Origin of the sequence: Pedobacter nutrimenti (assembly GCF_032678445.1) — a bacterium.
Taxonomy (GTDB): Bacteria; Bacteroidota; Bacteroidia; order Sphingobacteriales; family Sphingobacteriaceae; genus Pedobacter; species Pedobacter nutrimenti_A.
Genome location: NZ_JAVTSQ010000010.1, coordinates 1 through 14089, shown reverse-complemented (window position 1 = coordinate 14089; position 14089 = coordinate 1). Strand labels below are relative to the sequence as shown.

The window sequence follows — 14089 nt, the reverse complement described above, 5'->3', positions numbered from 1 at the left end:
AGGATTACTGCAAAGCGATATTCTATCTTGGTGGATCAGGCCCAATGTGGGTCTTCTGGGTTGGAACCTAGTAGAGGATGGCCATTTAGTTACAGGTCAAAACCTTGCATGTGCTCAACTTGTTACTAAAAGACAATTATCATTGATCAATAAGTAAAACAAACTGTGTCGAGGAACAATTCTAAACTATCAATTGCTTCGACACAGCTTGTTTACGCGCTCTTATAATTAAGTTCGATTTTACGGCTTATTATTTTTAGCCAATTTTTCTGCCGCTTCTACGCTAAATTTATGATCAACAAGCAATTGCAGAATCTCTTCATTTAAATTATCTGGTGTAGTCATCCAGACCAGCGTATTATTTTGAATAATAAATGTTCTTGGAATGCCAAATGTACCAGATGGCTTAATCCAGTTTTTATGGAAATCGCTTGTCACTTTACCTCCTGAATATCCAATGCGGAAATCCATCATTTTTTCATTTTCGGCAATGAATTCCTTCACTTTATCAAGGTCATCTTCCCACACGTCTTGAGCAATAAAAATAATCTTATTTTTAAATTTGGAGTTCAGTTCACTCAAATGCGGCATGGCTGCAATACAGGGCTTGCACCAAGTAGCCCAAAGCTCAATTAAATAAATCTTATCCTTTTCAAATTTCGTAACAGGCGCTCCCTTAAGCCACTCCACCGTTGGATACTGGTCCACTTTTTCATTCACATCCAAATAGGCAACCTGGGCAGAACTATTAAAGGCACAGAATAAAAGAAAGAGCACTGTTCCAGTCACTTTAGTTATTGTTTTCATGTTTAATTTTTTAGTTTTCATTTTTTCAATATCTGGCAGCCAATTTTAAAGCCTCATAAGCATTCACAATTCCACCACTTATACATACCTCCGTAAACGGCACAATCACGCTAACCTTTTTCTTTTTCACTTGAACATCATGACCAACCTTAACCACAGATTTCATAATGATTTCCTTCACCTGAACGGCGGTTAATTTTGGATAATAAGATCTGATCAGTGCAGCAAGTCCGCTAACCACAGGCGCAGCCATACTTGTGCCATCAAGCGCTTTATAATTTGATCCAGGCATTGTAGAATAAATACCAACACCCGGAGCAAATACATCCACCCTCGTCTTTCCAAAATTAGAAAATGAGGCAACAAGCTTTTCATCATCTTGAGCATTACTTGCGCCAACATTTAACCAAGCCTGTGCAGTGTCCCTGCTATTGGAATAAAATTTATTAGGAAAATAATCACCCTCATTATCTAAATCCAATCCATCATTACCGGCTGCATGGATCAATAAAACATCCTTAGACATCGCATACCGTACCGCCTCATCCACCCGGTCCTTATTTGGAGAGTAACGCTTCCCAAAGCTCATGTTAATAATCCTCGCTCCCTGGTCTACCGCATAGATAATTGCATTCGCCACGTCTTTATCTCTTTCATCTCCATTTGGAATTGCCCTTACATTAATGATTTTAACATGATCAGCTACCCCATCAATCCCGATACCATTATGCCTTACCGCACCAATAATTCCAGAAACATGCGAACCATGACTTGCATCAGGCCCCATCACATCCGTACTCCCATAGGTATTTTCTTTAATATCGCTAATGTGGTCTCCAACCAAATCTCTTGGATCAAAAGACAAATTTAAAGCATAGTCGTACTGCTCTTTCTGGTGTTTTATAACATCACTCAATTGAGTTCTAAAACCTTCCAGGGTAAGCGTAGAATCTTTTTTAAATTCATTCAAAATCATCGCTTTAATAGAGCTTTGAAGTTCTGTTAGTGGAACATAGGACTTTAAATCATGGAGCGTTGGCTTAGATTTTCCAATCTCTTCAAATATCGTATCTGAAGCCAATTTATAGCCGTTCATATAATTAAAACCATCTCTAGCTTGCTGAAATTGCTTACGAAAAAGAGGCAATAACTTTTTGTATACAGTCAGACCATTAGTATCAGTAGGTAAATTATTCAAATCGGGAAACCGTTTCTGGCCAGACCTGATTATACGAGTAATTTCAAGAGTTTCATTATTCACATTTCCTTTGGCTGAGCCTAGAAAACTCCACCCCCACTTCTTAGATGTACGCCATAAATTCGGTTTAAGATCAACATGATTCGTGTCTACCCCACCGTCAATCACAGCTACAATCACCTCTTTACCTTTCTTGCCTTTCAACAACTCAGTATAGGCGCGTTCGGTACTTATTCCAAAAACACCGTTTGTTTGCAAATCCTGATTTTGCCAATTGATTTTTTGCGCATGGACGGTTCCAAATGCGCTACATAACATGATCAAAAAGGTTATTTTTTTTAGTTTCATTATTCAAATTTTAACTGTCGTTACTAGCAATAATTACCCGGCCAATCCACCACTACCTACCCATGGCCTTCTTAATATCACCAACAGGATCTTTTACCAGATCAACCGCACGGATTAAAATTTTTCCTTCTGGTGAAATCAGGTAAGCATGAGGTCCGGCATCCAGAGACACATCATAAGCTTTCATCAGTGAACTCTTTTCATTAGAATCATAAGGCACCAAAGGCATTGTGTCCTTTACATTTATGATATTGCCAGTTATCAAAGCAGATTCTTCCAATACATCCTTCCATACATATTGTGTATTAGGCGTATCGTAGTAAACAGATAAAATAACCAGATTTTGATCTTTAAACTGCCTGCTGATTTTTGTCATTGCAAAAACAAGCGGGTCAAATGGTATAAAGTTCCTTGACCAAAAGAAGAGGAAAACATGCTTACCTTTTAATGAAGAAAGAGAAACTGGTTTTCCTGATAGATCATTTAAAGTAAAATCAGGAGCCGTATTACCTGGAAGGAGTTTTTTGGCGACAGGCAATCGGCTGGTCATTCTTTTCCCCTCTATGCTATTTTTCAACTTGTTAGAAAAGGAGTTAAACTCCGGCTCTACTACATTCGGGTCTACAATTCCATTCTTTTTCCTTGACCACAAGTTAAAAGCAACATAACTATCCGGATGAGATTTAATAAAAGCAGTCTGAATACTCATTTTTTCAGCCATTAATTGCCTTTGCAAACCACTTAATTCCTTTAACTTAACCTGATCCTCTTCTTCCCTTGCTTTTTTTACAAGTTCATCCAATTCACCTCCTTTCTTGCCGATGGGTTTATACAGCTCCATTAAAGCCATAAAGTCAGCCATCGAAGGCCCACCTTTAATATCGGCAGTTAAAAGCGATGAATTTCCGATAACTGTTATACCCGTTGGATCAAGGAAAATTTCCCTGTATTCACCTTTAATCTCCTTGTTAGAAGGAATAAATGTCAGGGAAGCAAATATAGGTTCAAGTATTTGTCCCTTTAATGAAAATTTACCATCTACAACCTTACAGGAATCTACCATATCTGTATGGCTCATATAATATCTTATCGTCATCATTCCCTGCTGGTCCTTTCCAATCTGGCCAGCAATAGAAAATGGGTTCTGGGCCAAAAGCCCCAAAGATGCAGTTAGAAATACAACGAATAATACGCTGCTTTTTAATAATTGTTTTAAGTTCATCGTTTTATAATAAAAAATTAAATACTAAGGATTATCTGACATTCCAGGATTTGCATCAAGTATAGCTTGAGGCAGTCTGAGGGTAAACCGTACCGGTTTTAAATCATACGATTTGGCTATAGTTACCCCATCAGCAGCATACATATAATGCTTATAGTGCTGAGTAGAAAAAATTGGGTCTGTTGAAAGTCTACGCATGTCAAACCAGCGCTGACCTTCGCCCGCAAATTCGCGGACACGTTCGTCTATAATAAACTTTATTAGATCCACCTGGGTACTAACATTGGCTGGTACCTCAGCATCAGCAGCAGACATTCTGTTGATACGAAGCAATTTCAGATCAGCTTTTGCACCTGCCAGATCCTGGGTACGTGCCCTTGTTTCCGCACGCATGAGTATCAGGTCCGACAACTCTATACCAAGATGTGCATACTGGGTATACTTACGCAATAAGCCCCCCGGTATAGGTGTTAAATCTACATGTGTGTTGCTATAAAGCTGCCTTCTCAAATCTGAGGCAGTATAAAGTGCCATTGTTTCTGGTCTCAACACAATCCCACTATTAATTCCAGCCATACTATTTGTTTTCAGCAATACCGATTCCTTATATTTCAGGTAATTGCTACCCGGATAATCTGGTCCAGAGCGGCCAAATGGCAAAAAGTCACCTCCTGGCGCAAATGCTATATTGTAATCATATAAACTGGCCGCTGAAGGGTCATTACCCAAATCAGTAAAAGCTTCATTAAACTGAGCAAGTGCATCCTGATACTGGCCCATGTAAAGATAGACCTTGCCCAGCAAGCCTTTAGCAGCCGGACGGGACATACGCGTGGCAAAAGCACCTTTAAGCGGTAAATTAACAATTGAGGTTTTCAAATCATTAATGATAGATTCATATACCTCTTTTACCGAACTCCTTTTAAAATTTTTCGCATTAATATTGGCTTCTGTAATGATAGGAAACCCAGGATCCGCCGCCGCAGTCGTTTCTTTATATGGATTTCCAAAATAATTAACCATACCCAAATTGATCCAGGCACGCGTAGCCAAAGCTTCTGCCTGCAAAGCCATCCTTTGAGAAGCGGTGCCATCAGAAACACCATTTACTTCATTGATGATCTTATTGCAGATATAGAGATTCTTTAGCCGGTTATCCACGTACATAACCACATCTCCCGGGTTATAAATCACATCCTCCCAGGCAAAAGCCCTTAGATTTGAAATGTTTGAGTTTTGAAAATAAGACTGTTCAGCCGCCAGCTCATCTCCCATCAACATAGTCAGGTCCCCATCAGTCATCTGGTAGAAACTCGCATTGTTCATTAACAGATCATAGTCTTTCAAACTGCTGGCAATTAACTTCCCTTTGGGAACTACTTCAAGAAAGTTCTTTTTGCAGGAAACAAAGAAAAACACCATTAAGAGTAATCCTGATACCTTATATAAATTTGTTCTCATATTCTTAAGTTTTAAAAAGTAATATTGGTACTAATATTATAAGAATGACGAAATGGAGGTTTGGTAACAATCCCCGAATTCAAATCTATAGCTTCGGGATCAATACCTCTGTCATTTGCCTTCCAGACCATAAAATTGGTAACCTGGAAAGAAAGACTTGCCGATTTTATTTTAACCTTTCTCAATAAGTTTTCTGGCAGGCTATACGATAAAGTTATGTCACGGATCTTAGCATAAGATGCGCTGACAACATTAATATCAGCCTTGGTATAATAGTCCGTATTCCTTCTAAAGGAATCAAAACCTGCTACATAAGAAGGTATATTGGTGAATTTCTCATCTCCTGGTTGTTTCCATCGGTTTAAAAAATCTGTAGTCAGATTCCCACCAAAAGAGCTCAGCGACTGGGTCACCCTACCCGTATAGACTTGATTGACATCTGCACGCATCACATGCCCCAGGTTATAGATCATATTGACCGAAAGGGAAAGAGCTTTATAATTAAATGTATTCCCCAAGCCACCGCTAAAAGATGGAATAGTAGAACCGCTATAGACCAGATCTTCTACTTTCTCAGCGTATGGAGTACTATTAATTGTGCCATTTGCAAGCTTAATCATTGGGTCGCCTTTCTCGTTTAAGCCTGCATACACATAAGAAAATAAAGGCTGGATTTTATATCCAATCAGAAATGGCATACCTAACAGCCAGGAATTAGGGGTATTTGACCGTGGGTCTGCCTGGCTATAAGAAACCAGCATGCTCTTATTATGAGCAAAACTAAAGCTCGATGACCAACTGAAATCCCTCTTTTGCATGTTCACACTGCGAAGTGACAATTCTATTCCCTTATTATCAAGTCTTCCAATGTTACCCTGTGTCCTGTTAAACCCAGTTAGAGGGTCAACATTTACATCGCCAAGCATATCAGTAGTTTTCTTGCTATAAACATCAATACTACCGCTCAGTCTCGACTTTAAAATTGAAAAATCAAGCCCCAGATTTATCGTCGCCGTTGACTCCCAGCTCAGTTTATTATTTTTTGGCAATACATCTAAATAATTACCGGCCAATGGCAACTGATAAAAATAAGGCGATGTAAGAACGTCCCATTGCGTGCCGCTACCGGTAAAAGGAGAATTTCCGGTTATTCCATAGGTTGCTCTTACAGCCAAAGCATCTATCCAACTTGTTTTATTCAGAAAATCTTCTCGATGAAGATTCCATTTCCCCCCCAAACTCCATGTTGGTTTGTTTTGTGCAGATTTATCAGATCCAAACAGTGCACTGTGATCAACTCTCCAGCTACCATCAATACTATATTTCCCGTTCATGGTATAATTAAGCAAAGCAAAATAAGAAGTAAAACGACTTGTATTTTCATAAAAAGCAGTACTATTACCCCCAGAAAGATAGCCGCCACCAGTTACCGTATCAGGTATATATATATTTGTAGTTGGTGGCGTAAAGTAGGTTAGCAAATGCTCATCATATCCAAGAAAAGTAGTAGAAGTACTTCTGCTAACCTGTTCTCTTGCTTCCTGTCCAAACTGTAGGTTCAGCTGATCTTTTCCAGATCTTAAAGAAGTGGTATAAGCCAATTGATTTCGCAATGTCCAGTTTTGGTCCTCATAGTTAGCCTCCACATAAGTTCCACCATCGACAGGGAGATAATAAATTGGTACTGAACCCACAGTAGGCGCAACAGTAAGATTAACAAGGTTTGTCCGTAAGTTATAATTACTGTGATCAGTATAATCTTTAAGACTGCCTGGGGCTTTCTGAAGACCATAGTTCCCAATAAAACTTAGTCCCTTAAACAGTTGCAACTGAACTGAACCTGACAAATTGATGTGAAGGTTACTCAGCTTGATATTTCTAGAATTGAGCTCATCTAACGGATTGTAGTCTAGACTGATCTGGCTTCTTTGCTCATAATCTTTACGTATCGATTCAGAAAGAGACTGAATATAGGGCATAGAGATATTATTACCATTACTATCTTTGAACAACTGATATGGAAGAAAATTGCTGGTTACATTCAAACTATTCAATTCAGTGGATTTACTCGTGCCAAGGGTTGCTGAAAGAGACAGCTTAAGGCGTTTAATCGGGTTATACTCCTGGTTTAGGGTAATACGATAAGTCTTGTCTCCTTTTCCAATGGTAGAAGACTTCGTATCGGCATACGCAGCGGAAGTATAAAAAGAATATAAGTTCGTGCCTCCGGATATAGAAATTGTATGGTTTTGTGTCACCCCGTTCTGGTACAATAAATCAAGAATTTGGCCTGTATTATTTATAGAAGCCAAGCTATCCATACTTTTATTAAACTGGCCCTCCGTAATTTTCCCGTAAAACTTATTATATAAAATCTGTTCATGTGGTGCAATACCAGAATAAGATAAAGATTGAAGGGGGTATTGAACCGGATCAAAAATTTCTTTAACAGATTGTATATATTGTGCACTATTCATCTGTTTTCCAGACTTTAGATCAGGTTTACCCTGAAAATTAAAAGAACCGCTGTAATTGATATTTAGTGTCCCGTTCTTCTTAGCTTTTTTGGTATTGACCACAATAACACCATTAGAAGCTCTCGCACCCCAAATTGCCGCCGCCGCCGCATCCTTCAACACCGTAATATCTTCAATATCATCTGGATTAAACTGGTTGATATTGGTCACAGGTACACCATCTACTACATACAACGGAGAAGTATCCAATGTGATACTTGATTCACCCCTTATCGTACTTTTACGTGTCGTTTTTCCATTTGGCATAAACCCATTTTCACTCAGATCTGAGCCTGGCCCGTTTTTAATCACCAGTCCTGGCACCAAGCCCTCTAAACGGGTAATAATATCCATTGTTCCTGTCCTGCTTTTAAAGGTTTGCATATCCGGCTTAGAAAATGAACCTGTTGCCCGTTCTTTTTCTATATTCTGATAACCAGTGGATACTATTGAAATTTCATCAAGTTTGTTAACTTGTGTTGATAACGTGATTTGAAATTCTCTTTTACCATTTACCGGAACCATTTTTTTCTGATATCCAACATAGGATACAACAAGCCAGCCATCAACTGGAATCCAGCCTAAAGCGAAATTACCATATGCATCAGATCGGGCTTGGATTCCTGTGCCTTCCAAAGAAACAGATGCCCCTGCAACAGGCTTACCTTGATCATCTCTAATACTACCACTAATTTCAATAGAGGAGCTATTTCCGTTACCTGGTATATCAGTAGTTGTTATCTTCCTGGTTATACCCACTGAATTTTTACGAATGGTATAAGTTAATGGCTGCTGCCGAAAAATCAGCGGGAGCACTTCTGTTAAATCGGCATTGGTTACTTTAACCGTCACGGGTTTCGAATCAGCAAGCATACTTGAGGTTACAATAAAGCTTACCCCTGTTTGTGCCTTGATCTTTTTCAAAACCTGCTTTAACGGAGCACTGGTTTCATTAAGCGTGATTTTCTTCTGTTGAGCAAAACTGGCCGTATGGACATGAAGAAAGATCATGAACAATAAAACCTGGATATAGCTCAGTGGTATACGCTTCCTTTTTATGTATTTTGTGTACATTTGAGTTTGGTTTGGTTGATTAATAGTTGTTAGCGTAATAATTTATTGATTTCTCAAACCTTAGTCAGTTCCGATGGCCTTCTGGACTGACTCATTTAAGTCTACAACATTCTTGGTTTATTTTGTTACAATAATTTTCCTCCCTTCTATTTTAAAGTGAACAGCACTCGTTAACTCCAGAAGTTCAAGAACTTCTGTTATATCTTTTTCCTTCAAAACATTTCCTTCAAAACGCTCTTTCGTTATTGGCCCTTGGTACTCAATTTCTACGTTATACCATCTTGACAAAATTCTCATAACTTCTGTTATAGACTCGCCATTAAAAATAAACTCACCGTTTTTCCAGGCCACCGCAGCTTCAAGGTCAGCTTTTGCAAGTTTTATTCTGCTGGCACGAACAATTGCCTGTTCTCCAGGTTTAAGAATCTTTTGCTCATCAGCTGTACCTATACGAACAGAGCCCTCAAGCAAAGTAGTTTTTGCTACTTCTTCATCTGCATAAGAATTCACATTAAAATGTGTACCCAATACTTTTACTTCCTGCCCTTTACTTTCCACAATAAAAGGATGTGCGTTATCCTTTGAAATTTCAAAATAAGCTTCGCCTTCGAGCCTCACCCTGCGTTCTCCACGTGCCATCAGACCAACAGAGTAGGTCAAACTCGAAGCAGCGTTTAAATAAATCAGGGAACCATCGGGCAAATGCACCTGATAATTTTCTCCATTAGCAGTAGATAATGTATTCATTTTATCCAGGTTAAGAGCCGATCCCTTAACTTCATACACCAATTGACCATTTGCAGATTTTGTAATAACTACACCAGCCTCCTGTGCGAGTTTTCCATTTACAACTTCAGATAACTTAATTTTTTTTCCACTGGCAAGCGTAAGGGTTGCTCCAACTTTTCCAGGAGTTACCGCATTGTAGCCCTCCATCGATGACGGATTAGCCAGCTTATATTTGAAAAATATCAAACCGACACTGATCACCAGAAGAATCGCAGCTGCTACAGCAATACGGCGAGGCCAAAGCTTTTTAATAATTTTCCTTGATTGACTTTTTTGATGATCAAAAATATGATTGAGGATATTTTGTTTTCTTACCAGGTTAAGCTCGTCATTAGGAATAAGAATCTCACTATCATAGGCATTCGGAAATGATCGCTCCAGTTCAATTTGATAAGCTGGGTCCAAAACATAAGACCATAGCTCTTCGTTCTCCTCTTTTGTAATAGATTGATCGAAATAACCCAGAAGTAATATTTCCAGCCTTTCCTTTGATTTTCCCATCAGTGTTAATTTTTAATTAAGATTTTCCTAACTATTTAATCACATTGACACCAATAAAAAAGAATACGCTTAGTTCAATTCTTATTAAATACCAAAATAAAACTAAAGCACTGATAATCAACAATATTATTTAAACAAAACTGAAAATAAAATTGGATAAGCCAATGCATTTTTCTTAAAATGCTCCCTGATATTTTTTAAAGCCTGTCCCATATGCGCTTGAACAGTACGGCTCGATATATTTAATTTAGCAGCAGCCTCCTCATATTTCATCCCCTCAACATGACACAAGGTGTATACCATACGCTGCTGAGGTGGAAGATTTTCTATGGCCTGATTTAATATTCTGTTACTGTCATTATAATCCAAAAGTTCAGTCGTAGATTCATCCGATTCTCTAGCATGAACTTTAAGCTCATGAGTTGATTTTGCATCCTGCGCAAGTTTTCTGATCACATTTAAGGAATGATTGCGGACAACCCGATTAAGATAAGCTCCAAAACTCTCTATTTCACTCAGCTTTTCCCGCCCAATCCAAATCTTTAAAAAAACATCCTGAACAATTTCTCCGGCAAGATCATCTGATCTAGTAAGTTTCTTTCCATATAAATAAACATACCGCTGATAAAAATCAAAAATTTCAGTAAAAGCACGCTGATCCCCCCCGGCAATTTCAACCAACAATCTATTTTCATGTTCAATGGGCTTTGGTGCCATAGCAATATAGTCTTACGCTATAAATTTATAGATATATAAACGACAAAACCAAATTTCCTTTTTTTCAAAGCCATCCCCTCTATTATAAAATTCATCAGTCTTTTTCTACCAGCCGCTCCCATTGAATGCAATCAACAAAATCATTGGGGTTCTTTTAAAAATGAACCCCAATGATTTTCTATCGTTTTCCTTCTATTGAAGACAATTGAATCAGATAAGTAAAAACTGTAGGCTTAGCATAAACAATGTATTGCTCAAGTGGCTTAGGACCACAGCCCCAGGAGCCTACACCTAAAGTTTTATCACTAATGCACAATACAGTACCCTTACTTTTAGGTAAGTCAATCCGATATTCAACATTTTGCATCTCTTCATCACTATAAGGAAGCGCCGAAACCTGGAGTAAACCAGTATCCCTTTTGATGGTCAGCATTGTATTGTTTTTTGTCCTTAGTTCAGCCCAACGGATATCCTCATGATTCCCACATTCCATTGGTTTTTCATAAGGAGTAAGCTGCTCTTTAACCGTGCTGGAATAATAACCAATATCAAAAGCACTCTTTCTATCCGCATAGTTTTCCATAGGCCCACGTCCAAAGTACTTAAGCTGATCAAAACTCTCATCAAGAAACATCCTTACGCCCATTCTGGCAAGCACAACACTGGGATCACTAAACGAAACACTGTTTATCGCTTTGATTGATCCATTACCAGAAATTGTATAAACCGTTTCCTGATGTATTAAAAATTTTGTTTTGCTGGTACCGGTCAGAACCACTTTAATTTCAATCTTGCCTGGAGATAATTGTTTAGATTTTACATCATCCGTCTTCCACTTGATTTCTTTAAGACCATTTTTCTCCCAGATTTCATCAGCCCACATATCATCAATTCGATGCGGCGCCCTCCATAAGTGAAGTCTTGGGCCCCCATCCTTTTGCAGGATATTAACATGGTCTTTTTCGAGTTTTGAAAAAGTACCAATTTCCTTGTCAAATTCAATCTTAAAATTATTACCACCTATTGTGATTGTTTTTTCTGCATCCACATAATTCACCGGCTGTAATTCAGACGGATCCGCAGCAAGAACTGGTGATTTAACAGGCAATTGCAATTGTTTATCAGCAATTTCAAAACCTTTTTTAGCCCATAACTCATCAGTCGTTGTAGCAAAAGCAACCCTAAGAAAATACTCTGCCCCTGCCTTCGGACGGCCCACATGATAAGGCAGTTTAACATTAGCTTCCTCCCCTGGTTTCAACCTAATTGAGCCAAGCAAACCCGAAGAAATGATATTTCCATTTTCGTAAAGTTTCCAGTTGCCCTGAAAACCACTGAGATCAATAAACTGATATCTGTTTTTTATACTGATAATCCCCTTTTCAAGATCAACACCTTTAATCGTAATCCATTGATAAGCATGCTTCAACTGAACAAAATTTGGCTTGGGAGAGCGATCAGAAAAAATAACCCCTTTATGAATAAAATACTTATCATTAGGAACCTCACCAAAACCACCCCCGTATGCAATGATCGGATGACTAGGATCACGCCTGTTCCATAAACCCTGATCCTGCCACTCCCAGATACACCCACCCAAAAGTGAAGGATATTTATCGAATAGATCATTATACTCATCTACCGCCCCCATCGAGTTAAACATAGCATGTGCATATTCACAAAGGTAAAATGGTTTGGTTAAGCTCTGATCTTTCGCATTGTTCTCCAATTCATAGATATCAGTATACATCCGACTGTCAATATCAGCAGGATTATCATTTCCTATACCAAATCCTTCATAATGAACGGGACGACTGGAATCAATAGACCTAACCGTTTGCAATGCGGCCCTAAAGTTAGACCCACCACTTCCACATTCGTTTCCTAAAGACCAGATGATTACAGAAGGATGGTTTTTAAAACTCTCCACATTCGCAACATTCCTGTCAATAATAGCGGCTTTCATTCTAGGTTCTTCATTAAACTGATCCCAGGCGCCGTGACACTCTAAATTGGCTTCTGCAAGTACATAAAGGCCGTATTGGTCACATAGCTCATACCAAAGCGGATCATCCGAATAATGGCAGGTACGCACATGATTACAATTCGCCTGTTTAATCAGTTCAATATCTCTGATCATTTGCTCTTTGGTAATCGCATGGCCAACCTCTGGCCAATGCTCATGACGGTTCACCCCTTTTAACTTAACAGCTACACCATTTATAGTGAATAAACGACCTTTAATTTCAATGTTTCGAAACCCTGTACGGGAAGAAATAGTTTCCAGCACCTCACCATTTCCTTTAATGTTCACAACAGTTGTATAAAGCTTCGGCGTTTCGGCAGTCCATTTCACTGGATTGCTAACTGGAAAATTCACATGCACAGTAACTTCTTCCCCAGGTTGTAAGGCCGGAATCACTCCCATGCCTTCTGATCCACCAACCGCAGCAGTTCCATTGTAAAGCGTAGCAACCAATTGTCTCGCTTTAATGGCAGTGCTGCCATAATTTTTAATTTTAGCAGCAACAGACACCTGTGCATTCTTAAAATTTTTATCCAGGTCTGCTTTGATAAAATAGTCGCGAATATGTTCATCGGGGCTGCTCCAAAGCGTAACATTACGGAAAATACCGCTCAAACGCCACATGTCCTGGTCCTCCAAGTAACTGCCTGTTGTAAAACGGTATACCTCTACGGCCACCATATTTTTTCCAGGCTTTACATATTTAGTAATGTCAAATTCTGCGGCATTACGGCTGTTCACACTATATCCCACCTTCACTCCATTTACCCAAATAAAGAAACCAGCATCAACTCCATCAAAAGTGATGAACACCCTTCTTCCCTTCCAATCATCAGGCACTATAAAATCCCTGCGGTAACTCCCAACAGGATTCCTCTCATTATAAGCCGTATACCTTACCGGTGGCGTGCTCATTACCTTAGGAAAGTCCTTTTTGAAGATATAGGTATAATTACTATAGTAAGGCGTACCATACCCTTCCACCTGCCAGTTAGATGGAACTGGAATATCTTTCCATCCGGAAACATCATAAGAAGGTTTATAAAAATCTTCAGGACGTTGCTGTGGCCATGATACCCAATTAAATTTCCAGGGCCCATTCAGACTTTTACTCCATGTCGAAGCATAACGGTTACCAGTCAATGCTTCTTTTAAGTCGCCATATGGCATTAAGGTAGCATGTGCCTTTTCTTTGTTGATGCCCAAACATTCCGGATCTTCTATCTCACGGGGTACCGCAGCACCTTTTAAGGTATCATTAATCCCATTCCTTTTCAGTCCGGCTGCACCAGCCGGACTGAAAAAAGAAGATAATAAGAGCAAAAGCAATAAAAATTTGGGCACCGGTTTCTTTAAATTAAAATAATTCATGTTTTATTTGTGTGTGTTAAAAATACATTTTATGCTATAAGGAATATCCTGTCAATCAA

8 protein-coding genes are annotated in these 14089 nt (G+C 38.9%); all 8 read right to left on the bottom strand.

The window, feature by feature from the left end; translation table 11 throughout:
* Positions 1-240: 240 nt before the first annotated feature.
* The 8 genes from R2S08_RS18470 to R2S08_RS18435 all read right to left on the bottom strand — a co-directional run bounded on the left by R2S08_RS18470 (position 241) and on the right by R2S08_RS18435 (position 14030).
* On the bottom strand, positions 241-807 hold the full coding sequence (locus tag R2S08_RS18470; RefSeq protein ID WP_316836511.1) for a TlpA disulfide reductase family protein: 567 nt from the start codon (positions 805-807) through the stop codon (positions 241-243).
* Positions 808-832: 25 nt separating this feature from the next.
* Positions 833-2353 (bottom strand): S8 family serine peptidase, encoded by a 1521-nt coding sequence (locus R2S08_RS18465; RefSeq protein WP_316836510.1) that lies wholly within the window; start codon positions 2351-2353, stop codon positions 833-835.
* Positions 2354-2405: 52 nt separating this feature from the next.
* Entirely contained in the window at positions 2406-3575 is a 1170-nt protein-coding gene (locus tag R2S08_RS18460) for a redoxin domain-containing protein (RefSeq protein ID WP_316836509.1), read from the bottom strand.
* A gap of 24 nt (positions 3576-3599) precedes the next feature.
* Positions 3600-5036 (bottom strand): RagB/SusD family nutrient uptake outer membrane protein, encoded by a 1437-nt coding sequence (locus R2S08_RS18455; RefSeq protein WP_316836508.1) that lies wholly within the window; start codon positions 5034-5036, stop codon positions 3600-3602.
* 11 nt (positions 5037-5047) lie between these two features.
* Positions 5048-8626: a SusC/RagA family TonB-linked outer membrane protein gene (locus R2S08_RS18450; protein ID WP_316836507.1), complete on the bottom strand. Its 3579-nt coding sequence runs from the start codon at positions 8624-8626 to the stop codon at positions 5048-5050.
* Between the two features lie 117 nt (positions 8627-8743).
* Positions 8744-9916 (bottom strand): FecR family protein, encoded by a 1173-nt coding sequence (locus R2S08_RS18445; protein WP_316836506.1) that lies wholly within the window; start codon positions 9914-9916, stop codon positions 8744-8746.
* 126 nt (positions 9917-10042) lie between these two features.
* Positions 10043-10633 (bottom strand): RNA polymerase sigma-70 factor, encoded by a 591-nt coding sequence (locus tag R2S08_RS18440; protein ID WP_316836505.1) that lies wholly within the window; start codon positions 10631-10633, stop codon positions 10043-10045.
* Positions 10634-10811: 178 nt separating this feature from the next.
* Positions 10812-14030, bottom strand: coding sequence for a glycoside hydrolase family 2 TIM barrel-domain containing protein (locus R2S08_RS18435; RefSeq protein WP_316836504.1), 3219 nt, complete (start codon positions 14028-14030; stop codon positions 10812-10814).
* Positions 14031-14089: the final 59 nt, after the last annotated feature.

Bases quoted from the DNA above. Each gene is read 5' to 3' on its own strand.
- R2S08_RS18470 (WP_316836511.1), bottom strand. From the start codon at position 807: ATGAAAACAATAACTAAAGTGACTGGAACAGTGCTCTTTCTTTTATTC.
- R2S08_RS18465 (WP_316836510.1), bottom strand. From the start codon at position 2,353: ATGAAACTAAAAAAAATAACCTTTTTGATCATGTTATGTAGCGCATTT.
- R2S08_RS18460 (WP_316836509.1), bottom strand. From the start codon at position 3,575: ATGAACTTAAAACAATTATTAAAAAGCAGCGTATTATTCGTTGTATTT.
- R2S08_RS18455 (WP_316836508.1), bottom strand. From the start codon at position 5,036: ATGAGAACAAATTTATATAAGGTATCAGGATTACTCTTAATGGTGTTT.
- R2S08_RS18450 (WP_316836507.1), bottom strand. From the start codon at position 8,626: ATGTACACAAAATACATAAAAAGGAAGCGTATACCACTGAGCTATATC.
- R2S08_RS18445 (WP_316836506.1), bottom strand. From the start codon at position 9,916: ATGGGAAAATCAAAGGAAAGGCTGGAAATATTACTTCTGGGTTATTTC.
- R2S08_RS18440 (WP_316836505.1), bottom strand. From the start codon at position 10,633: ATGGCACCAAAGCCCATTGAACATGAAAATAGATTGTTGGTTGAAATT.
- R2S08_RS18435 (WP_316836504.1), bottom strand. From the start codon at position 14,030: ATGAATTATTTTAATTTAAAGAAACCGGTGCCCAAATTTTTATTGCTT.